This is a genomic window from Bradyrhizobium sp., assembly GCF_028868675.1.
Taxonomy (GTDB): Bacteria; Pseudomonadota; Alphaproteobacteria; order Rhizobiales; family Xanthobacteraceae; genus Bradyrhizobium.
Map to the genome: position 1 here is coordinate 1 of NZ_JAGWUA010000034.1, position 20,964 is coordinate 20,964.

Below are 20,964 nucleotides of genomic sequence, written 5' to 3' on the forward strand. Positions count from 1 at the left end.
CGCACCATCGAGCGCAAGATCAACGAGGCGTTCCTGGCGGTCTGGCTGGAATGGCGCCTGACCAAGAACGAGATCCTGAAGCTCTACCTCGACCGCGCCTATATGGGCGGCGGCACCTTCGGCGTCGACGGCGCGGCACACTTCTACTTCAACAAGTCGGCCCGCGACGTGAACCTCGCCGAGGCCGCGATGCTCGCCGGCCTGTTCAAGGCCCCGACCAAGTACGCCCCGCACATCAACCTGCCCGCGGCGCGCGCCCGCGCCAACGTGGTGCTCGACAATCTGGTCGACGCCGGCTTCATGACCGAAGGCCAGGTGTTCGGCGCCCGCCGCAACCCGGCCTTCGCGGTCGACCGCCGCGACGAGAACTCGCCGAACTACTATCTCGACTACGCCTTCGACGAGATGCGCAAGCTCGTCGACACCTTTCCGAAGTCCTACACCGAGCGCGTGTTCGTCGTTCGCACCTCGATCGACATGAACGTGCAGCGCGCGGCCGAGGAAGCGATCGAGAACCAGCTCCGCCAGTTCGGCCGCGATTATCACGCGACGCAGGCCGCGACCGTGGTGGCCGATCTCGACGGCGGCGTCCGCGCCATGGTCGGCGGCCGCGACTACGGCGCGAGCCAGTTCAACCGCGCGGTCGACGCCTATCGCCAGCCCGGCTCGTCGTTCAAGCCCTATGTCTACACCACCGCGCTGCTGAACGGCTTCAAGCCGACCTCGATCGTGGTCGACGGCCCGGTCTGCATCGGCAATTGGTGCCCGCAGAACTATGGCCATTCCTATTCCGGCTCGGTGACGCTGACGCAGGCGATCACCCGCTCGATCAACGTCGTGCCGGTGAAGCTGTCGATCGCGCTCGGCGGCAAGGACGGCCCGAAGGCCGGCCGCGCCAAGATCATCGAGGTCGCCCGCCGCTTCGGCCTCAAGGCGCCGCTGCCGGACACGCCGTCGCTGCCGATCGGCTCGGACGAAGTCACCGTGCTCGAGCACGCGGTCGCCTATGCGACCTTCCCCAACAAGGGCAAGGCGGTGACCCCGCATGCGGTGCTGGAGGTGCGCACCGGCGCCGGCGACCTGGTCTGGCGCTGGGACCGCGACGGTCCGAAGCCGCGTCAGGCGATCCCGGCCAACATCGCAGCCGACATGGCCGGCATGATGAGCCACGTGGTCAGCGAGGGCACCGCGCGCCGTGCAGCGCTGGACGGCATTCCGACCGCCGGCAAGACCGGCACCACCAACGCCTACCGCGACGCCTGGTTCGTCGGCTACACCGGCAACTTCACCTGCGCCGTCTGGTACGGCAACGACGACTATTCGCCGACCAACCGCATGACCGGCGGCTCGCTGCCGGCGCAGACCTGGCACGACATCATGGTCGCCGCCCACCAGGGCGTCGAGGTCAGGGAAATCGCCGGCGTCGGCATGGGCCAGAAGCTGCCGCCGCAGCCGCTGGCGGCGAATGCCGCGGTCAACCCGGCGGCGCCGAAGGTGCTGGAGACCAAGCCCGGTCCGCCGCCGGTGCTGACCAAGCGCGGCGCCGATATCCTGGTGCGCGTCGAGAAGCTGCTCGACGAGGCGGCCAGGACCGCAACCAAAACGTCGTCGGACGATACGTCGAAGCCGGCCCGGCCGGAATCGTCGAGCGCGCTGGCTTTCCCGCAGAACTATGCGGCGGAGACTGCCGGCTCGTCCACGCAGCGCAAGAACTGACCATACTCCCGTGCGGCTGATCATCATCACATTGACCGCGCTGCTGCTCGCCACCGTCGTTGGCGTCGGCGCCACCTGGATGACGACGACGCGCGGCACCGACATCGGTGCGCTGACCATCGGCGCCTGGACCGCGCGGCCCCGGACCGGCACCGCCGACGTCGACCCCTATTCACGCGCCACCATCGTGCGCAGCGGCGAACTGCCGATCGGCACCGGCGACGGCGTGGCGTTCACGGCGACCACCGACGACAGGAGGAAGGCGCTCGACGGCCGCTGCGACGTGGTGGTTTCCGGCGTGACGCCGCCGGCGCGGTTCTGGACGCTGACGCTCTATGACCGCAAGGGCCATCTCGTCGCCAACTCGCTACAGCGCTACGGCTTCACCAGCCAGGAGATCATCCGCCAGTCGGACGGCTCGTTCGAGATCCGCATCGCCTCGCGCTCCCGATCCGGCAACTGGCTGCCGACCGGCGGGATCGAGCGCTACGCCCTGATGCTGCGGCTCTACGATACGCCCGTCGGCGTGGCCACCCGCACCAAGCGCGACGCGCCGATGCCCACGATCGCGACGGTGGGCTGCCCATGATCCGCCTCGCGTTCACCATCGTCGCCGGCGTGCTGCTCGGGCTCGTGGTCCATCTCGTCAGCGTGCTGGCGCTGCCGCGCATCGCGACCCAGGACGCCTATTCGCGGCTGACGCCGACGACGAAGGAAAACGCCGTCACCCAGCTCCCGCTCGCCGATCCCGGCGTCTCGCCGATGCCGTTCATGGACCCGGCCTTCGCGGTGGCGATCTGCCGCTACAACCTCGCCGGCGGCCCGCTCAAGCTCAAGGTGCCGGTCAGCCAGGCCTACACCTCGGTGTCGTTCTACACCCGTAACGAGATCGCCTATTACGCCATCAACGACCGCTCCGCCGGCAAGAAGGTGATCGAGCTCGACCTGATGACGGAAGCCCAGCACAACGAGCTGCCGGAGGACGAGGAGGTCACGGCGGCCGACCGCCTGATCATCGATTCCCCGACCGCGACGGGCCTGATCGTGATGAAGGCGCTCGCCGCCGAGCCCGGCCTGATGCCGCAGGCGCAGGCCTCGCTCGCGGCCGCGACCTGCGCGGTGCAGACCGAGCCGCCGGCCAAGGCCGAGACGCGGCGCGGCCGGCGCTGAGCGCGGGCCGCCTGCCCTATCCGAGCAGCCCCTTCAGCCCGGGCGCGCACCTTCAGCCGCCGAATGGCGTCATTCTTGCGACTGCGCCAAGAACGGGCGATCACGCGGCCGACCTTCGTCCGCGCGTCGGCGGAGGCCCGATGAGCGCCTCCGCCGGGATGCCCCATTCTCGGTACAGCCTCCATGCCATTCTCATCGTCAGTGGACGCTTCCCGGTGAGAATATCGGATGCGCGCTGGCGCGAGCCGAGCAGACGGCCAAGGTCGGCCTGAGTATAGTCGCCCGTTTCCATGCGGTAGCGGATCGCATCAATTGCATCGGGTGGTTCGATCGGCCAACGCTTGCGTTCATAGTCTTCGATGATCAATGCGAGGAGGTCGAATTGATCGGCCTCCGCCGTGCCCGGCTTTGGCTCGTTCTCGAAGTAGCGCTCGATTTCCTCGAGAGCCTCGTCGTAGTCGGCCTCGGAGCGAAGCGGACGGATCATTTTTTTCGCCATGATACGGTCTCCGGATCGATGCGATCGTATTCGGCATGTGTGCCGATGAACTTTACGAGCACGCGGCCAAACGTGAATGACACGTAGGCGATAAGCCTGTACTTGTTGCCACCGAGATCAAAGATGACCCAATTATCTCCCACGAAGTCGACGGTGCCACCGAACTGCCGCTTTATGTCGGCCGGATTGGCCCACCGCGCCTTGGCGACCACCGCGAACCAGGCGCGGATCGGACCCTCACCGTGTGGGTGACGCGCCCAAAATTCCCTGAGGGTCCGACGGGCGATCACCTGCATCGAGGAACGATATCACGTCACCAATTTGGTGACAAGCTTCAACTCAAGCTCAAGGTGCCGGTCAGCCAGGCCTATACCTCGGTGTCGCCGACAGATGCCTGCAATCACCAGCGTCAGCGCAAGATCCGCTCGTATCACTCTTGACTCCTATATCACTAGTTTTATAGTTGTCTTATGGTTGGACGAAACGACCTCACGGAACAGAAGGTGGCCGATGCGCTTGCCGCGCTCGGCAACCGCACACGGTTGCGTATCTTCAAGCTGCTTGTGAAGGCGGGTCCGGACGGAGCCAATATCGGGTCCTTGCAGGAGCGCCTGGGTATTCCTGCAACAACCCTCGCTCATCACGTCGCCAGCCTTACGAAGGCAGGGCTCCTGGAACAGGAAAGGCGCGGCAGGGAAGTCATCTGCACCGCGAATTTTCGAATGGTCAACGACGTCCTCACCTATGTGAAGAGCGAGTGTTGTGCGGGCCTAAAATAGGACGAAGAGTCCCGCGCAAAAAAATTTGTCCAAATATCACCATAAAACTAGATATATGGATATTAGACGTGTCGTCGACACTACTTGCCAAGGATGCAAACCGATGATCTCGAGAACCATGCGCGGTTTGTCGTGGACGCTGCCGGCGCTGTTGCTGGGGCTCGTCACAATATTGGCAGCACGAACGTGGCTGCTTTCCAGCCGGCAACCGACGCCAGATGCCATCCAGCCGATGCCATTGGATGTCCAGGCTGCCGCCGAACGGCTGGCAGGCGCCGTTCGCATCCGAACCATCTCGAACGATCGCGCTCCTGCGCCCGGTCCCGCACATGCGGAGTTCAGGGAATTCCTGGAACGTCAATTCCCGCGGCTGCACCAGAATCTCAAACGGGAGATCGTCAACGAATCCAGCCTTCTCTTCACGTGGCAAGGCCATGATCCGACAGCAGCCCCGATTCTTCTGATGGCGCATTCGGACGTGGTTCCGATCGCGCCGGGTACCGAAAGCAAGTGGACCTATCCGCCATTCGAAGGCGTGATCGCCGACGGGTATGTCTGGGGGCGCGGCGCGTGGGACGACAAGGGATGCCTCATGGCGATCATGGAAGCTGTGGAACGCCTGATCGCAAACGGCGAAAGGCCGCGCCAAACGGTGTATCTCGCGTTCGGTCACGACGAGGAAACGGGCACCTCGGCCGGAGAACAGGGTGCGAAGCACATTGCCGCGCTCCTGAAAAAGCGTGGTGTGCATCTTGCATTCGTCCTCGATGAAGGCCTGCTCATCAGCGAGGGGGGCATGAGCGGCCTTGACAAGCCGGTGGCCCTCATCGGGGTTGCAGAGAAGGGCTACATGAACCTGAGCCTCTCCACCGAAGCACAGCCGGGCCACTCCTCCCTCCCGCCGGAGCGGATGGCCATTTCCACTTTGGCCGTCGCGCTCGACCGGGTCGAGCGCAAGCAGATGAATACGAAAATCAACGGCCTGGTCCGGCAAATGCTGGAGACCGTTGCCCCCGAGATCGGCGGAGTCAATCGCGTGCTGCTTTCGAACCTGTGGCTGTTCGACCCTGTTGTCCGATGGAAATTGGAGGCCAGCAGCGGAGGTCGGGCCATGCTGCGGACCACCCTGGCTCCCACGATCTTCAATGCCGGAAACAAGGAGAGTTCGCTGCCCGGAAACGCGCAGGCCGTGATCAACTTCCGTCTCCTGCCGGGCGACTCGAAGGCGGCGGTCCTGGAGCGCACGCGCAGAGCGGTGGCCGACGACTCGGTGTCGATCGAGCCGATCGGCGCCCCCTGGGAGGCTACTCCGGTCTCACGCACCGACAGTGCGGCCTACGAGAGGATTCGAACGACTGTCAGGGAAGTATTCCCGGACGCCATCGTGGCTCCGGGCCTCATGATGGGCTTCACCGACAGCCGCCATTACATCGACGTCGCGGACGACGTCTATCGCTTTACGCCTGTCAGGGCGCGCAACGAGGACCTGGCCCGCTTTCATGGCACGGACGAACGGATCTCGCTTCGCAACTACGCGGAGATGATCCGGTTCTATGCCCGTCTGATGACTTCGGCTGCGTTCCAGCGAACAAACTGACGGCACGCGCAGGCCGATACGGGAGGAGAATTTTGATTTGCTCCATGCCGCGCATACGATCCGGTCCGATGACAAGCGACGGACTGCGATGTTGCCCGACGGAGCCGAAAAGGCGCGATCAGGCGGCGAAAGAGCCCACTATCCGAGCAGCCCCTTCAGCCCCGCATAGATCGAGCCGACCGCGGTGGCGGCGACGCCGACCAGGGGGCCGGCGGTCTGCATCAGATCCTGGATCAGCCGTGCCCTGCGGCGGAGTTGCTCCTCGCCGACATGCGCGCCCAGCAGACGCGCCATCCGGAAGGCAAACGCGTTCGGCTTGCCGCCCTGCGTCAGCACGCGCGGCAGCACCTGGAAGATCAGGACGCCCAGCGTATGACCGGACACGAAGGCCAGCACGATGCTCATCCCGTATTCGATCACCTCGCGCCACTCGACCCACGCTTCAGGCAGGATCGGAACGCGATCGTGGAGGCCCGTCACCGTCAGCATCGACAGAATGCTGAGGGCAGCCGCCGACAGCCCCAGCACCAGCGCGGCCAGGGTCGAGAGCCGGTGCAGGGGATGAGCCACGAAGCCGAACAGCAGCGGTATCACGATCGAGGCGATCCGCAGCGGAATCGGGGAGAGATCGAAGGCGATGGTGACGAGGATGTGCGCGACCACCAGCAGCGCCGAGGGGATGACGACGTACAGCACCGCATGCGTCGTGAGATATCGCAGCGGGTGCCTGTAGCGTTCGAGGCGCACGTTGACCCGGTCGAGGTCGCGTCTGAGCTTGTCGAGATCGGCCACGATCTCGTCGATCTCGAGAAGCAACGGCCGCACCACCCGCAGGTCGCGCGAGCAATGCTTGCAGACGATGGCCTCGTCCTTGATCGTCTCGGCGCAGAACGGACATTCCATCGCTAGGTCGACTTCCCGCGGCTTCGGAACCTCTCGATCTCGTCTCGCGCCCGCCGCAACTCGTCGCGCAGATGCTCCCGCTTGCGCAGGAGATCGTCGCGTTCGGCGAGCAGCTTGGCGGGCGGGGCGACATCGCGCGAGCACGAGGCGCAGACCAGCGCGCCCTCGACGTTCTCGCATTGGCAATAGATGCACTTCATCGCTTCATCGCGGCGCGATCTTCAGGGTGAAGCTGGCGGTGCCGGGACGGCCGTCGCTGTCCTTGATGTCGACCCTGACCATGTACTCGCCCGGCGGCAGCTCGGCGTCCTGCATGTTGATGCCATCCGCGTGCACGAAGGGCTTGACGCGCGGGGTGAGGTCCACGTTCGGCGTGCGCAGGAAGAACACCTTGACGGTATCAGGATCGATCTTCGCTCCGCCGAAGGACTCGAACTTCACCTGAAGCCGCATCGGCGAGCTCACGGTGTCGCCGGGCGAAACGAATTCGACCTTCGGACCGCGCATGATGCCGCGCCGGTCGGCCGCCACCGCGCCCTTCGGCGGCGGCAGTTTGGCCTCTTCTTCGGTGATCAACTGCGTCGCCTGCGCCGCCCCCGAGATCAGAAGCGCAGCCGCAACCGAGCCAAGCAACCTTTTTCTCATCGTGGTCCCATCCGCAGTTTCATCCGAATGCCGTCAACCTATCGCACACCGCCATCGCCGATGATCGTGTACGGCGCCCAGAACAGCGGATGGGCATAGGAAAATTCCGTCTTGCCGTCGCCGTTCAGATAACCGGGCCCGTCCACCAGCGCCATCATCGCCTGACGCAACGCCTCGCTGCGCCCGAGTTTCGGATCGTCGGCCTGGCGTTTGAAGAGATCCGTCACCAATTGCCGCGCCGACTGCGAATGCACCGACCAGTTCGTCACGAGCAGCGCCCGCGTGCCGGCATAGAAGAACGCCCGGCCAAGCCCCGACGCAGCCTCCGCGCCCGCCCCCGCTCCGGCACCGGTGTTGCACGCCGACAGGATGACCCAGTCCGCGTCGAGCTTGAGGCCCAGGATCTCCTCCATGGTCAGGAGCCCGTCGCCCTCCTCGCCCGTCACCAGCGGCGAGGACAGCGCCAGCGCGGGCTGGGTCAGGCCGTTGAGCTCGCCCGGAACCAGCCCGTGGGTCGCAAAGGCCAAAATCTTGTAGCCGGACAGATTCATGTGCTTGACCGCGCCCTCGGTCGCGTCCTTGCCGAGGAACAGCACCTTGGACGGGTCCGCCTGCAGCGCCAGCGCAATCGACTTCAATTCCTCCGAAGTGTCGGGCAGCCGCGGCAACAGGCCGAGTTCGGCGCTGTCGACGCCCTCGAGCTTCGGACTGTTGCGCCGCTTCAGCGGCATGCCGCGCGTCACGTTGCCGCCAGCTTCGGCAACCTGAACCTGGCCCTTGGATGCGTCGCCCTCCGCCTCTGCCTGCTGCTCCTTGTTGAAATAGGGATCGCCGAACGCGACCAGTTCGCCGCGCCCGGGCTTGCCTGGCGGCAACTGCCGCAGCGTCCGCAGCGCCGCCGCGGACGGCACGGTCGTCACCGCATGGGTTCGCGCGAGCCACGGCACCTTGCGATAGCCGACGAACAGCGGATCCTCGTCGGCGGCGACCTCGCTCGGCGCCGTCGGCAGCAGCGACAGCGGCAGGAGGCCGAGCGCGCCGTTGGTGACGACGATTAGGTTCTTCGCCTTCTTCCAGCCGCTCTCCACCGGCTTCAGCAGCAACTCGTAGAGCTCATAGCCGAGCTTGAGATCGAACGGCGGGATGTCCGAGATCATCGCCGCCTGCGGCTCGAGCGCCTCGCGCAGCTTGCGGATCCTGGTCTCGATGTCCCCGATCCTGGCGTTGACCGCGGCAAAGGCCACTGGGCCCGATTTCGGCACGGCCCACACGAAGCTGCCGTTCTGCCCGAAATAGAACGACAGCATGGCCTCGTCGCTCGCGAGCGTCGCGCGGATCTCCGCCACGCTCGGCGGCTTGGGCGAGACGAGATCGGCATAGGAGGGGAACTTCTGCTTGATCTCCTCGCGCGCCTTGTCGCGCGCCCCGCGCAACGCCGCGACCGAGGCCTGGATCTGCTGCGCGCCCTTCTCGTCGCGATCGGCCGACGGGATCGCCAGCACGTTGTTCAGCGCGCCGAGCTGCGCATTGACCTGCTTGGTGAGGTCCTGCTCCTTGCGCACGAGTTCGGCGAGCGCCGGATCCTTCACCGATGCGCGTGCGCTCGAGGCCGCAAGCGCCTGCTGGACCGACTGGCCGCGAATGGCATCGGCAAGGCTGAAGGTCTCCTCGCCGACCTCGCCGGTCGCACCCTCGGCTCGCGCGAGCAGCGCGAAATAGCTCTCGACGATCGTCTGCAGCCGCTGGCTGCGCGCCGCCACGACGGTGGTGTTCTCGTCGTCGGCGTTTTCGCGCGCATGCGTCATCATGACGGGAATGGCGGCCTTGAACTCGCGGATCGCTTCCGCGTCGCGCCGCGCGCGCATCAGTCCGATCGCCAGCGTTCCGCGCGCCGAGGCGGTTTCGAAATGATTCTCACCGACGCGCCCGACCTGCTTCCTGACCAATTGCTCGGCCGCGGCGATGCCGGCGTCGAGCTGACCGGCGGCGTAGAGCGACAGGATGCGCGAGGGGCTGAGCTCGAACACCTCGCGGCGCTTCGGCTCCCATTTGGCCGTGGCCTCGTCGATCCAAGCATAGATTTCGTTGGCCTCCGGCGTCTTCCGCTGCAGCGTCAGGATGCCCGCGAGCTGCGACTGCAGCTGCACGGTGGATTGGGAATCGTCGGGCACGCCGACCGTCCTGTTGATCTCCAGGCAGACGCGGGCCAACCGCTCGGCCTCGTCGTAGCGGCCCTCCTCGACCAGGATGCCGGCCAGCCCCATGACGTAGCGCGGCGTCAGCGGATTGTACTTGCCGGTATCCTTCAGCCTGGAGAGCAGCGCGCGACGCGCGTCGACCTCGGCCTCCGCCAGCCTCCCCTGTCGCGCCTTCATGCGCGCCTGGCTGAGCACCGTGCCGTCGATCGCATTGCGCACCACGCTTTCGGCCGGCGGATTGTCCGACGCCAGCAGCCCCTGCATGCCCGCGCGCTTGCGTTCCTCGGCCAGGCGATAGGCGGCTTCGGCCTCGGCGAACTGTCCGCGCGCCTCGAAGATCATGGCGCGCGTATGCTCGACCTCGGACTCCCAGTTCTGTCCAATCCTCGCATAGGAGGCGCGCCAGCCCGGCAAGCCGCTGGTGCGCGCCTCCTGGATCGCGGCCTGCGTGCGGCGCAGATAGGCTTCGGCCTGGGCGACGTCGCCCATCTGGATGAGAATGGCCGCGACCTGGCGGTTGGCGTTGAACTGGTATCCCCTGGCCCCCGGGATCTTGGCCGTCAGGCGCAACTGCCCCTGGATCACCTCCAGCGCGCGCTTGGGGTCGCCGGCCGCGGAATACTGCAGGGCCTGGAGCTGCATCAGCCGGCCCATCATGTTGGCGTCGATGGCCCCGCGTCCGACCTCGACGGCCTTGCCGGCGTCCGCGACGGCTTCGGCGAGCCGCCCGAGCTGCGCGCGCGCGTTGGCGCGATCGAAATAGAACTGCGCGAGGTCTTCGCGCGATTCCTTTCCCGTCGGCGCGGCGTCGGCGTCCGACTTGAGCTCCTCGATCACCTTCACGTCCGGCTTTTCGCCGTCGAGGATCGCCGTGATGTCGGCGATGGTGCGCGGCGGCGCGACGAAGCCCGCGGGCAGCGCGTTTCCCGGCTCCAGCTTGGGCCCGGCTTCCTTGGGAAGCTCGACGGCGACGTTGGCGCGCCCGTTCGCGGCATTGAGCGCCGCGAGGGCGCAAGCCTTGACCTGAGGCGACGCCCTGGCCCGGCAGGCTTCGCGGTTGGCACCGCCGGCCTTGCCGCCGGCCGCCTGCATGCAGGCCTGCACGATCGGCCTGCCCACGGTCCGGCGACAGTTTTCGAACGCGGCCTCCTTGGTGAGTGCGAGAGCGGGGCCGGCCGATGCGGCCAGAACCCCGATCGCGAGCAGCGCGCGGGCGCGTTGCCGCCGGAAAGCACTCGCATTGCGCTCAAAGCTGGCGGCGCTTGATCGCATCGGGAAAGACCTTGGTCAAAATGACTTCGAGCAACGCGGCAATCTTACCGACATAGCCTGCGGAACGACAAGCCAATAAGTCGGCGGAAGGGACGGGATGCACGGCGGTACAGAGCCGGAAGGCCGGAGTTCCCGCCGATGCTGCGACGCCTGCGGTCAGCCCCGGACGCGGACCGCGCGGCCATAGGCCGGCTGCGCGGCGACCGGGGGATTGGCCGTCTGCGCCGCAAGCTCGCCGATCAGGCGGTCGGCGTCGGCGGCCATGGGGTCCGGCGCCTGGATCACCAGCCGCTCCAGCGCCCAGCGATAGGCCGAGACGCGCCGCTCCAGGCATTGCTGCACCCACTGGACGATCAGCGAGTTCTCCTGCATGCGCGCGATCGCGTCCTCCCGCTCGCGCGGCGACAATTCGGAGACCTGCTTCATGCTGGCCTCGCGCTTGCGGTCGAGATCGATGACGCGGATCGCGCTGGCGAAGAACGGCTCGAAGCGCGTGATGTCGTCGCGCACGTCCTCGATCAGCTGCGCATAGCGCGAAGAGTGCGAGCGGTGCGGCTCGTCGATCAGGGTGCGTCCGTAGGTGGTGCGGTCGAACACGACGTTCTGTCGCCACGGCGACGGCAGCGCCTTGTAGTCGCCGAACACGCTCCGCCAGGCCGGTCGCGAGCGCGGCGGCTCGATCAGGGGATAGGCGAGATCGCGGAGCTGGCGCTCCTGGTCGGTGAGCTGGAACTGCGAGGCGCGCACGCCGACGCTCGAGGTGACCTCGGCGCCGAGCCAGCGGTGCATGTCGTCGCTGCGCATGTCGGCGCGGGTGCGGCCGAAATCGCCGCCGCTGCAGCCTCCGAGCGCCGCGCCGAGCAGCGCGAGCAGCAGGGCCGATGACAGAGACCGGATCTGGCGGGATGTTTCCGGCATGGCTGTTTGCCGGTCTCAGCGCCGGCGACGGCGGCGCCCCGGCGCGGTGCCCTCTTCCGGACCGCGGCCGCCGCTGGTCTCATCCAGGTCGCGCTCGATGCGGATCACGGGAAGGATCAGGACCGTTCCCATCTCTGCGAGCGGAGCGACATCCCCCGATGAGCCCAGCCGGCGACCGGCCGGAAATTCGATGATGGTGCCCATGTCAGCTCTCTTTGATTGCCGCGCGACCGCTGCCGGTCCTCACAACATGGGGTGCATTAAGATCAGCACATGGTTAACGGGGTGTAAACGCGGCTGCAGGGCCGTAGCCGCACGGGCGAGCCCGGGAATCCCATTGTGGCACGATAGCACCTTAAAAGAGCGGCCAGCTTCACGTCTCGTTTTCCTTAACGAGGCTTTAAAACAACCCGCGCTAGGCTGACGGAGACGAAGCTTCCCGAGTTGCGTAAGCCTCATGACCTCAATGCCGCTGTTTCCAGGATTCGACGGGCTGATGACCCTCTCCCGCCGCGAGGGCGTCGATATCCGCCCCACGCTCCTGCGCGTGCTGACCGACCTCTACGTGCAGGCGACGGGCCACAGCGCCGACGAGGAGCGGCAGTTCGTCGAGCTCGCCTCGCGGCTGATCGACGAGGTCGACGATGCGACGCGCGCCGCCGTCAAGGCACGGCTTGCGATCTATCCCGCGACGCCCGCCCCGATCATGCAGAAGCTCGGGCTCGGGCCCGCCGAGGAGGGCCGGCGGATTCCGCTGGCGCGGGAAATCCCCGCCCCGCCCGTACCGCCGGCGCCGGTCCGCCAGCCGACCGACGCCGAATTGCGGATGGCATCGAACATGTCGATGCAGCCGAAGGACGCGGCCGAGATCCACGACATGTTCTTCCGCGCCTCGGCCTCCGAGCGCGCGCTGATCCTGCACAATCTGGCGCAAACGCCGCTGAGGGCCGCGCCCCGCATTCCCACCGCGCGCGCCAGGCGCGCGATCGAGACCCTGGAGATGGCGGCCTTCGCCGGCGACGCCGAAAGCTTCGCGCTGGAACTCGGCGAGAGCCTGATCCTGCCGGCGCGCGTTTCCGCCCAGATCGTGGACGATGCCGGCGGCGAGGCGCTCGCGATCGCGGCGCGCGCGCTCGACATGCCGAGCCCTGTGTTCCAGCGCATCCTGTTGTTCTTCAAGGCGGAGATCGGGACGTCGGTCGCCACGGTCTACCGGCTGTCGCGGCTCTACGATCGCCTGGGCGAGCGCTCGGCGCTGGTGATGCTCGCCGCCTGGCGCGGCTCGACGCTCGCCGTCACGCGCGCCAAGTACCAGTCCTCGCTCTACGATGGCGAGCGCCAGCGCGCCCGCGGCGCAGGCGCGCAATCGCGACCGACCGTGCCGCCCGGATCGATCCCCGCCACGCGGACGGGCGGATCGGAGCGCTGAGCGATCAGGTCCGCGCCAGTTCGAGAAAGTGGCGGCCGGCGCGGTCTTCGGTCTCCACGATCCAGGCGTCCGGATCGAAGCGGATTTCCTTCGAAAGCCGTTCCTCCACCGTGCCTTCCGGCAACGGCTGGGACGATGCCGGCATGAAGAAGCGGTCGACCGGGCGGCTGTCGTCGTAGACCGTCTGCGGTGCCGGAACATAGAGCGCCGCATTGCCGTCGAGCAGCGACACCTTGACGAACACCGCGCCCGCTTCCTCCGCGCCACGCCGGCGCACCGCGCCGAACACGCCTTCCGTCTGGCAGCGGCGCAGATAGGCCGCCACCCAGATGCTCGATTTCAATCGCATGAGCGGACGATAGGCCAGCGCGAAACGTCGCGCCAGCCTCGGCTTCCGGATCACGCGCCTGACGGCGGGATTGCAGTGTCCGGCCCGACTACTCGACCGGATGTCCGATCGCTGAGCCGAGCTCCCGCAACAGGCGCTCCGACACCTGGCCGGTGGGTTGCATGCGATGCTCGCGCTCGAACTTCACGATCGCAGCCTGGGTCTCGGCGTTGTTCGCGCCGGTCGCCTTCAGCTGGCCGTAGCCGTACTCGGACAGTGCGCGCTGGACGGCCGCAACGCGGCGCGCTGCGTGACTCTGCTGGGCCGGAATCGGCGCCGGCGGGCGCGCGACGGCGGTCGAGGGCGAGGCGGGCGCAGACACCGTTGCCTTGACGAGATTGGCCAGGGGATCGGCGGATCTCGGCGTCGATGCCGTCGTCGGCTCGACCGGCCTGTCCGGCGACCTTTCCGCGCTCCTCTCCGCCGCCCTCGGCTCCGCGGCCCGGAACTCCATCGGCCTCGGCTCGAGCGGCAGCGCGTCGGCCGCCAGCGGACGCGGGCGCGGCAGCGGATTCGACAGCGAAAGGGAGGACGGCGCGGACAGCGTGACGACGGTGCCGAACATCGGCGCCGGGTGGCGGCCGGTCTGCAGGAACAGCGCGTTGGCAACGATGGCGCCGACGGCGGCGAAGGCCACGAGGCCGGCCACGATATCCTTCGGGCTCCGCAGCAGGACCCGCATCACGAGATTGCGCTCGGTCTCGGTATCGATGGCGGCCGCTTTCGCGCCACGGCGGCGCGGAGCATCCAAATCCCTTGCAGACTGTCTAGGCACTCTTCTTCACCAGAGCAGGTTGGTCCTGAAATTCGTGACGTTGCGGCGGCGACAGCGTCGCGATCTTGCCGTCGGACCGTGCGGCCTGGGGCGGCGCGCAGACGAGCGGCAGCTTGACGACGACGGTGGTGCCTTCGCCGAGCCGGCTTTGTACCGCGAATTCGCCGTCGTGCAATGCCACCAGGCTCTTCACGATCGAAAGTCCGAGGCCCGTGCCTTCGTGCCGGCGCTGATAGGTCTTGCCGGCCTGGAAGAACGGCGCGCCGATCCTCTTCAGATCGTCGGACCCGATGCCGACGCCGGTGTCGCTGACGCGGAGCACGAGCTGCGATCCCGACACGGCGGCGGCGACGGTGACCTGGCCGCCGCGCTCGGTGAACTTGACGGCGTTGGAGACGAGGTTGAGCACGATCTGCTTGAAGGCGCGCGGGTCGCCGGTCATCACCGGCAGGTCCTGCGGCGCGTCGCTGACGAGGTCGATGCCGTTCTCCCGCGCCTTCAGCGCGAGCAGATTGCAGCAATGGATCAGCGCCGCGCGGGGCGCGAACGGCTCCGGCGCGATCTCGAAATTGCCGGATTCCATCTTGGACATGTCGAGGATGCCGTTGACGACCGACAGCAGATGCTGGCCGGAATCGTTGATGAGCTGCGCGTATTCCTTGCGGCGCGGCGCGTCCAGCATCAGCGACTGCTCCTGCACGAGCATCTCCGAGAAGCCGATGATGGCGTTGAGCGGCGTGCGCAGCTCATGGCTCATGGTGGCGAGGAAGCGCGTCTTGGCGGCGTCGGCCGCTTCCGCGGCGCCGCGCGCCTGTTCGAGCGCCTGCTGCTGGTTCTTGCGATCGGTGACGTCGCGCATGACCGCGACGACTTCGGGCTCGACCGCCGGATCGTTGCGCCCGTCCGGCTCGAGCGGCCGGCACCGCATCTCGACCCAGATGAAATCGACCGGAACGCGCTCGCCGCAGCCTTCGCGCCGCAGCCTGAATTCGACGCTGCGCACGACGCCGCGCGCGGCATCCGCAAGCGCGGTGAGATAGGCCGGACGGTCGGCGACGTGGACGCGGTCGAACAGGCCGTGGCCGAGCAGGCGTACGACCGGCACCCCCAGCATGGTCTCGGCGGCCGACGAGATGAACTGCACCGTGCCGTTGCGCCGATGGCGCGAGATCGCATCGCTCATGTTGTGCGCGAGCAGACGATAGCGCTCCTCCTCGATCGACAGGAGCGAGACGCCTGTGCGCGTGAGCGACTCCGCGCTGAAGGCGAGACCGGCCGCATAGAGCGTCGCCGACGCGACGCCGAACGCCATGAACATGCCGTGCTCGGCCGCGCCCGCCCGATCGAGCGGCAAGAGGTCGAACTGGCCGAGCAGGATCAGCAGCGCCACGCAGGCCAATGCGAGCCCCGATGCGAAGGCCGCGACGCGGCGCGAGGCCGAGAGAGCGGCTTCCAGCGGCACCAGGATCAGCCAGATCGCGGCAAAGGATTCGATGCCGCCGGTCCTGACCGCCACCGCCATGACGAGGCCGGCAAGCGCCAGCGACGACAGCACGTGGGCCCCCTCGTAGCGGCCGGTGCGCGACAGGAACCACGACAGCAGGATCGGCGCGATCAGCCAGGCGAAGGCGGCGACCTCGAGCGCGCTGGGCGCGCCGCGCATCGCGAGATAGACGGGAAAGGCGGCGAAGGCGGCAAGGCTTCCCAGAAGCCGCGGCGCGATGAAGGCCCGATGGCGTGCCCGCATCAGCGCGTTCTGTCGCGCCGAGGGATGCAGAAGCGCATCGAGACAATCGCGGATGATACTCAAAACTGTCACGGGTCTCGCGCTTCGGCTTAACGGTCGAAAAGACGCGCCGGAACGCCTCCTTGTCGTTGCGCCACCGTGTCAGAGTGGAATTAAACGAACGCTAAGGCGCCGGCGCCCGCCGCCGGACACCGGGAGATCGCGGGTCTTTTTGTTCGGTTCCGGGCTCTCATTGCCGCGGATGGTGAACGCCGGGTTTCCACCTGCGGTCGCTTATGGTTTCGAATTGGTGGACGAAGCAACCGGCGCGCGTTCGGTCCTCATCGTCACGGGACGCTCGCGCGTCCGGCCGATTCGCTAAAATTTTCGGCGAATTAAGCTCAATGCAATCACTTGCGATTTATCGAGGGCTGCTAGGCCAGCTGCCGCGGGGCCACCGCTGCAGGATCCAACACGCAGGTCGCAAGATGCGCTTTCTGTTCCGCATCGCATTCTGGCTCGGGCTGGTGCTTGTGCTCCTGCCACGGGACAAGACGACAGAAACGGACAAGGCGCCGCAGATCGGCGCCGCCGATGCCGTGCAGGCCGCGACCGCCGCCGTCTCCGACATGAGCCAGTTCTGCAAGCGTCAGCCGACCGCCTGCGAGGTCGGAGGACAAGCCGCCGCCATCATCGGCCAACGGGCGCAGGACGGGGCGCGCAAGCTCTATCAGATCATCACCGACAAGAAGGCGCCGGACCACACCGGCTCGATCGGCGCAGCGGACCCGGATGAAGTCGCCGCCGCCGAGGCGCCGCACGATACCCTGACCCAGGACGATGTGGCGCTCGAATGGCGCGGACCGGAGACGCCCAATTAGGGCCGGAAACCCTATCGATTTCGGTCCGTTGCGTCCCTATATTGGCCTGAACATCGCACGCGGGCCATCATGACGACGATCGACGACATCAGGGACAATTTCTCCGTTCTGGACGATTGGGACGACCGCTACCGGTACGTCATCGAGCTCGGCCGCACCCTGGAGCCGATGCCGGAGCAGGAACATTCCGCCGAGAACAAGGTGCAGGGCTGCGTCAGCCAGGTCTGGCTGTCCAGGCACGTCGACCGCGCCAACGGCGCGCCGGTGCTTTCCTATCGCGGCGACAGCGACGCACATATCGTGCGCGGGCTCGTCGCGATCCTGCTGTCGCTCTATTCCGGCCGCACGCCGCAGGAGATCCTGGCCACCGACGCGCTGGCCGTATTCGACGAGTTCGGCTTTCGCGAGCATCTGACGCCGCAGCGCTCCAACGGGCTGCGCTCGATGGTCGAGCGCATCAAGTCGGACGCCAGGGAGGCGCTGGCGGACGCGTCCTGAGGGGCGCGTTACTTCCGCTTCCGCTGCTGCTGTCCCAGTCCCATTTTCTTCGCCAGTTGCGAGCGCGCCACCGCATAGTTCGGCGCGACCATGGGATAGTCGGCGGGCAGGCCCCATTTCTCGCGATATTGCTCCGGCGTCATGTTGTACTGGGTCCGCAGATGGCGCTTCAGCGACTTGAAGCGCTTGCCGTCCTCGAGACAGACCAGGTAGTCCGGCGCAATCGACTTCTTCAGCGAGACCGCGGGTTTGGTCGGCTCGAGCGGGCTTTCGATGCGCCCCGACGACACCCGCACCAGCGCGCCGTGCACCTGGCTGATCAGGTTCGGGATCTCGGCCGCCGGCGTCGGATTGTTGCTGAGATAGGCCGACACGATATTCGCCGTCAGCTCGATGAAGTTCTTGCCGCCGCCATCTGACATGGCTCAACCTCTTTAGCGTGTTCTGCCGCGGTTCGCGTCCGGACGTCGCCTCAGGGGCGCTGGTCGAGATGGGCGCGCAGCTCGTCGATCGAGGCAAAGCGCATCATGCCTTCCGGCATCTGCGCCTCGATCGAGCCGTCGGAATAAAGCGAATAGGCCATGCCGTCGACCACGCCCGACTTGAGCACGGTGACGGCAGGCTGCTCCGGCCGCGGCTCGGGTGGCGCGGCGGACGCCGACGGTGCGGCGGGCTCGGTGAAGGTCGTCGGGCTGCGCGGCGGCGGACGACGCGGCGCGGCCGGCTCCCCCGGCCGCATGCGCTCGGGCTTCGGCCAGGCGTCGTCGAAGCTCGCGGGCGGAGCTTCCGCGGGTTCCGGCGCGGGCGCCGCCGGACGTATTTCGGGCGGCAGGGCTTCGACAGCCTTCGCCTGCGCACGCTCACGTTCCTTGCGCGAGGTCGAGGCGAACAACAGGTTGCGCCGGCGCGGCGACTCGGCGGGCGCCGGCGGCGCTTCAGGCACTGGAGGAGCCTCACCATGTTGCCGCGTGGCGGCTTCGTCCTGCCATGGCGGCGGCGATGCGGTGGACGGCGGCTCGATCTTCGCGTCGGCAGCCGCTCCCTCCGGCAGCGGCAGCGTCGCGGTCGCGATGCCCGGCGGCAGCACCGGCCTGACCCGAACGTCGGATGGCGCCGTCGAACCCAGCCGGCGGGCGATGGTCTTGAGCTCCGTGACGACCTGGAACAAGCCGATCAGTAACAGTCCGGAGCAGACGCCGAGCGCTCCGACGATTATCAGCGTGTTGCCGAAGCTGAATTCCTTGACCGGAATGCCAAATAGGATCGCAAGGAGACCCGCCAGGGCGGCGAAAATCCCCGCGATCAACAATGCCAGCGCCATCGAACTCACCCCCGGCCGCGCAGCCGTGCGCGACACCGCCTACGCCACGATACCGTCATATTGTGCACCTCGCCAACGGCGAATTGCCAGCGCCGTTCCTTAAAATAGCGAAATCAGGCACTTATTCACATTCCCTTCAGCATCGACCGGCTAGCTGTCACAACGTCCAGGGTTCTCCAATTTGTTGCGTCGCATCAGGAATTTAGCCCGAATGGCCAATTACTTGGAAAAGGAACTGCGCTATAGGACGTCCGGGGAGCAGGCTTGTGCGCGAACGCCGGGCCGAGACGGGACACCGGGTTACCGATAGCCATGACATCCATCACCACCTCGGCGATCGATACGCCGTCGCGGCGCTCGGTCGAACGAACCTGCGACGACCTCGCCATGCTGGTGCTGGCGGCGGTCGCCGTGATCGCGGGCCTGACCTTCCGCGACTACGGTCTCGGCTGGGACGACTACACCCACGCCGAATATGCCGACCTGCTGCTGCGCATGTTCGGATCCGGATTCAAGGACACCGCCGCACTGTCCTTCGCCAACCTCTACATGTATGGCGGCGGCTTCGACATGGCCGCGGCGCTGCTGCACAAGGTCATCCCGCTCGAACTGTTCGAGACGCGCCGGCTCGTCGGCGCGGTCGTCGGCGTGATCGGCCTTGCGGTGACGTGGCGGCTCGGACGCCGCGTCGGCGGACCGCTCGGCGGTCTCGCCGCCCTGCTGCTGCTCGCGCTCTGCCCGACCTTCTACGGGCACATGTTCATGAACCCGAAGGACGCGCCGTTCGCCGTCGCGATGGTCGTGCTGATGCTGGGCCTCGTGCGGCTCGCCGAGGAATACCCGCAGCCCTCGCCGCGCACCATCCTGATCGTCGGCCTCGGCGCCGGCCTGTCGATCGGCACGCGCATCCTCGGCGGACTCGCGCTGATCTACGCCCTGGTCGGCTTCGTGCCGTTGTTCCTGGACGAGCTGCGCAGCGAAGGGGCGCGCGAAGCGTTCCGCCGCTTCGCCCACGTCGTGTACGTGCTGCTGCCCGGCCTCGTGCTCGGCTACCTCGTCATGGGCCTGATCTGGCCGTGGTCGATCATGGAGCCGGGCAATCCGCTCCAGGCGCTGACCTACTTCTCGCACTTCTTCGAAAAGCCCTGGAAGGAGATGTTCGACGGCGCACTGGTCTCCGTGCCCGACATGCCCTGGTCCTATCTGCCGACGCTGTTCGCGCTGCAATTGCCTGAAGTCCTGCTCGTGCTGATGATCGGCGCCGCGGTCGGCACGATCGCCGTGCTGCCGCGCCGCGACGTGCCGGCGCGCCGCAAGACGATCCTGTTGATGCTGACGCTCGCCGCCACGCTGCCGCTCCTCGTTGCGATGGTGAAGCGTCCTGCGCTCTACAACGGCATCCGCCATTTCGTCTTCGTCATCCCGCCGATGACGGTGTTGGGCGGAATCGCCTTCGCCTGGATCATGCAGCGCCTGCGGGACAATCACCGGGCCTGGCAGCCGGTCGTGCTCGCCACCTTCTGCTTCGGCCTTGCGCTGCCGCTCGCCGAGATGATCCGGCTGCATCCCTATCAGTACACCCATTTCAACCACATCGCCGGCACCGTGCGCGGCGCCGACGACCGCTTCATGCTTGACTATTGGGGCCTGGCGCTGAAGCAGGCCTCCGACGGACTGCGCGAGCAGATCGTCGAGCGGCAGGAGGTGCCGCCGCGGGGACGCAAATGGAAGGTCGCGGTCTGCGGTCCGCAGCGCCCGGCGCAGGTCGCGCTCGGCCCCGACTTCACCATCGGCTGGGACTCCAACGCGGCCGACTTCGCCATGACGCTCGGCGAGTTCTATTGCAAGGGCCTGACCGCCCCCGTGATGGTCGAGATCAAGCGCGACGACGTGGTGTTTGCCCGCGTCTACGACATCCGCGGCCGCAGCATTTCCAGCCTGCTGTCGATCCCGGCGCCCTGAGACGCGCCGCGATTCGAGCTGTCGAGCTTGAGAATCCATGATTTCCGTGTAGTATCGTCGCCGAACGACCTCTGCACGATTTTGGAATGAAACGCCGCCCAATTCCGGGCGGCGTTTTTGCGTTCGTGCTCAACCTGTCGAATGATTTCCGCTCGTCATGCGCGGGCTTGCCGTCTTCGCTGAAGCTTCGCCGGCCTGAGACCGAAAGCCCGGCGAAGCTTTGCGCGCATCCATCGCAGATTGATCTTGCTTGATGGATTGCCGGGTCAAGCCCGGCAATGACAACC

23 protein-coding genes are annotated in these 20,964 nt (G+C 66.8%); 10 read left to right on the plus strand and 13 right to left on the minus strand.

Annotated features, from left to right (window positions below; all coding sequences use genetic code 11):
• The 3 genes from KGM94_RS07115 to KGM94_RS07125 all read left to right on the plus strand — a co-directional run.
• Nucleotides 1-1,716: transglycosylase domain-containing protein (locus tag KGM94_RS07115; protein WP_300256316.1), on the plus strand; the 1,716-nt coding region annotated here is incomplete at its 5' end.
• A gap of 10 nt (nucleotides 1,717-1,726) precedes the next feature.
• The gene (locus KGM94_RS07120) at nucleotides 1,727-2,305 is read left to right on the plus strand and encodes a DUF1214 domain-containing protein (protein WP_300256318.1); all 579 of its coding nucleotides are present in this window, start codon (nucleotides 1,727-1,729) and stop codon (nucleotides 2,303-2,305) included.
• Nucleotides 2,302-2,886, plus strand: coding sequence for a DUF1254 domain-containing protein (locus tag KGM94_RS07125; protein WP_300256321.1), 585 nt, complete (start codon nucleotides 2,302-2,304; stop codon nucleotides 2,884-2,886). The genes KGM94_RS07120 and KGM94_RS07125 overlap by 4 nt, the downstream gene beginning before the upstream one ends.
• Nucleotides 2,887-2,986: 100 nt before the next feature.
• On the opposite strand, the gene KGM94_RS07130 is transcribed toward KGM94_RS07125, so the two are convergent.
• Both KGM94_RS07130 and KGM94_RS07135 read right to left on the minus strand, forming a co-directional pair.
• The gene (locus KGM94_RS07130) at nucleotides 2,987-3,385 is read right to left on the minus strand and encodes an XRE family transcriptional regulator (RefSeq protein ID WP_300256323.1); all 399 of its coding nucleotides are present in this window, start codon (nucleotides 3,383-3,385) and stop codon (nucleotides 2,987-2,989) included.
• Nucleotides 3,370-3,681, minus strand: a complete 312-nt coding sequence (locus KGM94_RS07135) for a type II toxin-antitoxin system HigB family toxin (protein ID WP_300256325.1) — start codon at nucleotides 3,679-3,681, stop codon at nucleotides 3,370-3,372. The genes KGM94_RS07130 and KGM94_RS07135 overlap by 16 nt, the downstream gene beginning before the upstream one ends.
• Before the next feature lie 207 nt (nucleotides 3,682-3,888).
• On the opposite strand from KGM94_RS07135, the gene KGM94_RS07140 reads away from it, so the two are divergent.
• Together KGM94_RS07140 and KGM94_RS07145 are read left to right on the plus strand one after the other, a co-directional pair.
• On the plus strand, nucleotides 3,889-4,164 hold the full coding sequence (locus KGM94_RS07140; RefSeq protein ID WP_300256327.1) for a metalloregulator ArsR/SmtB family transcription factor: 276 nt from the start codon (nucleotides 3,889-3,891) through the stop codon (nucleotides 4,162-4,164).
• Nucleotides 4,165-4,267: 103 nt separating this feature from the next.
• A complete protein-coding gene (locus KGM94_RS07145) occupies nucleotides 4,268-5,761 on the plus strand; it encodes a M20 family peptidase (RefSeq protein WP_300256329.1) in 1,494 nt (497 codons plus the stop codon).
• 138 nt (nucleotides 5,762-5,899) lie between these two features.
• Here the strand turns inward: KGM94_RS07145 and KGM94_RS07150 are convergent, their stop codons facing one another.
• From KGM94_RS07150 to KGM94_RS07175, 6 genes are all read right to left on the minus strand, one after another.
• Complete coding sequence (locus KGM94_RS07150; protein WP_300256331.1) at nucleotides 5,900-6,664, minus strand: hypothetical protein; 765 nt, start codon at nucleotides 6,662-6,664, stop codon at nucleotides 5,900-5,902.
• 2 nt (nucleotides 6,665-6,666) lie between these two features.
• A complete protein-coding gene (locus KGM94_RS07155) occupies nucleotides 6,667-6,864 on the minus strand; it encodes a hypothetical protein (protein ID WP_300256333.1) in 198 nt (65 codons plus the stop codon).
• Between the two features lie 4 nt (nucleotides 6,865-6,868).
• The gene (locus KGM94_RS07160; RefSeq protein WP_300256335.1) at nucleotides 6,869-7,309 is read right to left on the minus strand and encodes a hypothetical protein; all 441 of its coding nucleotides are present in this window, start codon (nucleotides 7,307-7,309) and stop codon (nucleotides 6,869-6,871) included.
• A 38-nt stretch (nucleotides 7,310-7,347) separates the two neighbouring features.
• Nucleotides 7,348-10,626, minus strand: coding sequence for a CHAT domain-containing protein (locus KGM94_RS07165; RefSeq protein WP_366526218.1), 3,279 nt, complete (start codon nucleotides 10,624-10,626; stop codon nucleotides 7,348-7,350).
• Between the two features lie 309 nt (nucleotides 10,627-10,935).
• Nucleotides 10,936-11,697 (minus strand): hypothetical protein, encoded by a 762-nt coding sequence (locus KGM94_RS07170; protein WP_300256338.1) that lies wholly within the window; start codon nucleotides 11,695-11,697, stop codon nucleotides 10,936-10,938.
• A gap of 15 nt (nucleotides 11,698-11,712) precedes the next feature.
• Nucleotides 11,713-11,901 (minus strand): hypothetical protein, encoded by a 189-nt coding sequence (locus KGM94_RS07175; protein WP_300256340.1) that lies wholly within the window; start codon nucleotides 11,899-11,901, stop codon nucleotides 11,713-11,715.
• A 253-nt stretch (nucleotides 11,902-12,154) separates the two neighbouring features.
• Here KGM94_RS07175 and KGM94_RS07180 point away from each other — a divergent pair, with 253 nt between their 5' ends.
• Nucleotides 12,155-13,126 carry a DUF2336 domain-containing protein gene (locus KGM94_RS07180; protein ID WP_300256342.1) on the plus strand — a complete coding sequence of 324 codons (972 nt, stop codon included), beginning with the start codon at nucleotides 12,155-12,157 and terminating at the stop codon, nucleotides 13,124-13,126.
• Between the two features lie 4 nt (nucleotides 13,127-13,130).
• On the opposite strand, the gene KGM94_RS07185 is transcribed toward KGM94_RS07180, so the two are convergent.
• The 3 genes from KGM94_RS07185 to KGM94_RS07195 form a co-directional block, all read right to left on the minus strand.
• Nucleotides 13,131-13,475 carry a DUF1491 family protein gene (locus tag KGM94_RS07185; protein ID WP_300256344.1) on the minus strand — a complete coding sequence of 115 codons (345 nt, stop codon included), beginning with the start codon at nucleotides 13,473-13,475 and terminating at the stop codon, nucleotides 13,131-13,133.
• 88 nt (nucleotides 13,476-13,563) lie between these two features.
• Nucleotides 13,564-14,289, minus strand: coding sequence for a peptidoglycan-binding protein (locus KGM94_RS07190; protein WP_300256346.1), 726 nt, complete (start codon nucleotides 14,287-14,289; stop codon nucleotides 13,564-13,566).
• The gene (locus KGM94_RS07195) at nucleotides 14,282-16,108 is read right to left on the minus strand and encodes a PAS domain-containing sensor histidine kinase (protein ID WP_300256348.1); all 1,827 of its coding nucleotides are present in this window, start codon (nucleotides 16,106-16,108) and stop codon (nucleotides 14,282-14,284) included. The genes KGM94_RS07190 and KGM94_RS07195 overlap by 8 nt, the downstream gene beginning before the upstream one ends.
• Nucleotides 16,109-16,503: 395 nt before the next feature.
• Here KGM94_RS07195 and KGM94_RS07200 point away from each other — a divergent pair, with 395 nt between their 5' ends.
• Together KGM94_RS07200 and KGM94_RS07205 are read left to right on the plus strand one after the other, a co-directional pair.
• Nucleotides 16,504-16,896 (plus strand): DUF5330 domain-containing protein, encoded by a 393-nt coding sequence (locus KGM94_RS07200; RefSeq protein ID WP_300256350.1) that lies wholly within the window; start codon nucleotides 16,504-16,506, stop codon nucleotides 16,894-16,896.
• Between the two features lie 69 nt (nucleotides 16,897-16,965).
• Nucleotides 16,966-17,394, plus strand: coding sequence for a SufE family protein (locus tag KGM94_RS07205; RefSeq protein ID WP_300256352.1), 429 nt, complete (start codon nucleotides 16,966-16,968; stop codon nucleotides 17,392-17,394).
• Between the two features lie 8 nt (nucleotides 17,395-17,402).
• Here the strand turns inward: KGM94_RS07205 and KGM94_RS07210 are convergent, their stop codons facing one another.
• Together KGM94_RS07210 and KGM94_RS07215 are read right to left on the minus strand one after the other, a co-directional pair.
• The gene (locus KGM94_RS07210; protein ID WP_300256354.1) at nucleotides 17,403-17,816 is read right to left on the minus strand and encodes a MucR family transcriptional regulator; all 414 of its coding nucleotides are present in this window, start codon (nucleotides 17,814-17,816) and stop codon (nucleotides 17,403-17,405) included.
• Nucleotides 17,817-17,866: 50 nt separating this feature from the next.
• Nucleotides 17,867-18,715: a DUF308 domain-containing protein gene (locus tag KGM94_RS07215; RefSeq protein WP_300256356.1), complete on the minus strand. Its 849-nt coding sequence runs from the start codon at nucleotides 18,713-18,715 to the stop codon at nucleotides 17,867-17,869.
• A gap of 312 nt (nucleotides 18,716-19,027) precedes the next feature.
• Here KGM94_RS07215 and KGM94_RS07220 point away from each other — a divergent pair, with 312 nt between their 5' ends.
• Both KGM94_RS07220 and KGM94_RS07225 read left to right on the plus strand, forming a co-directional pair.
• Entirely contained in the window at nucleotides 19,028-20,677 is a 1,650-nt protein-coding gene (locus KGM94_RS07220; protein ID WP_300256358.1) for a glycosyltransferase family 39 protein, read from the plus strand.
• Nucleotides 20,678-20,763: 86 nt separating this feature from the next.
• Nucleotides 20,764-20,931, plus strand: a complete 168-nt coding sequence (locus KGM94_RS07225) for a hypothetical protein (RefSeq protein ID WP_300256360.1) — start codon at nucleotides 20,764-20,766, stop codon at nucleotides 20,929-20,931.
• The last annotated feature ends 33 nt before the right edge of the window (nucleotides 20,932-20,964 follow it).

Bases quoted from the DNA above. Each gene is read 5' to 3' on its own strand.
- KGM94_RS07135 (WP_300256325.1), bottom strand. From the start codon at position 3,681: ATGCAGGTGATCGCCCGTCGGACCCTCAGGGAATTTTGGGCGCGTCAC.
- KGM94_RS07155 (WP_300256333.1), bottom strand. From the start codon at position 6,864: ATGAAGTGCATCTATTGCCAATGCGAGAACGTCGAGGGCGCGCTGGTC.
- KGM94_RS07220 (WP_300256358.1), top strand. From the start codon at position 19,028: ATGACATCCATCACCACCTCGGCGATCGATACGCCGTCGCGGCGCTCG.
- KGM94_RS07180 (WP_300256342.1), top strand. From the start codon at position 12,155: ATGACCTCAATGCCGCTGTTTCCAGGATTCGACGGGCTGATGACCCTC.
- KGM94_RS07205 (WP_300256352.1), top strand. From the start codon at position 16,966: ATGACGACGATCGACGACATCAGGGACAATTTCTCCGTTCTGGACGAT.
- KGM94_RS07145 (WP_300256329.1), top strand. From the start codon at position 4,268: ATGATCTCGAGAACCATGCGCGGTTTGTCGTGGACGCTGCCGGCGCTG.
- KGM94_RS07150 (WP_300256331.1), bottom strand. From the start codon at position 6,664: ATGGAATGTCCGTTCTGCGCCGAGACGATCAAGGACGAGGCCATCGTC.
- KGM94_RS07185 (WP_300256344.1), bottom strand. From the start codon at position 13,475: ATGCGATTGAAATCGAGCATCTGGGTGGCGGCCTATCTGCGCCGCTGC.
- KGM94_RS07170 (WP_300256338.1), bottom strand. From the start codon at position 11,697: ATGCCGGAAACATCCCGCCAGATCCGGTCTCTGTCATCGGCCCTGCTG.
- KGM94_RS07200 (WP_300256350.1), top strand. From the start codon at position 16,504: ATGCGCTTTCTGTTCCGCATCGCATTCTGGCTCGGGCTGGTGCTTGTG.
- KGM94_RS07125 (WP_300256321.1), top strand. From the start codon at position 2,302: ATGATCCGCCTCGCGTTCACCATCGTCGCCGGCGTGCTGCTCGGGCTC.
- KGM94_RS07130 (WP_300256323.1), bottom strand. From the start codon at position 3,385: ATGGCGAAAAAAATGATCCGTCCGCTTCGCTCCGAGGCCGACTACGAC.
- KGM94_RS07210 (WP_300256354.1), bottom strand. From the start codon at position 17,816: ATGTCAGATGGCGGCGGCAAGAACTTCATCGAGCTGACGGCGAATATC.
- KGM94_RS07175 (WP_300256340.1), bottom strand. From the start codon at position 11,901: ATGGGCACCATCATCGAATTTCCGGCCGGTCGCCGGCTGGGCTCATCG.
- KGM94_RS07215 (WP_300256356.1), bottom strand. From the start codon at position 18,715: ATGGCGCTGGCATTGTTGATCGCGGGGATTTTCGCCGCCCTGGCGGGT.
- KGM94_RS07160 (WP_300256335.1), bottom strand. From the start codon at position 7,309: ATGAGAAAAAGGTTGCTTGGCTCGGTTGCGGCTGCGCTTCTGATCTCG.
- KGM94_RS07225 (WP_300256360.1), top strand. From the start codon at position 20,764: ATGAAACGCCGCCCAATTCCGGGCGGCGTTTTTGCGTTCGTGCTCAAC.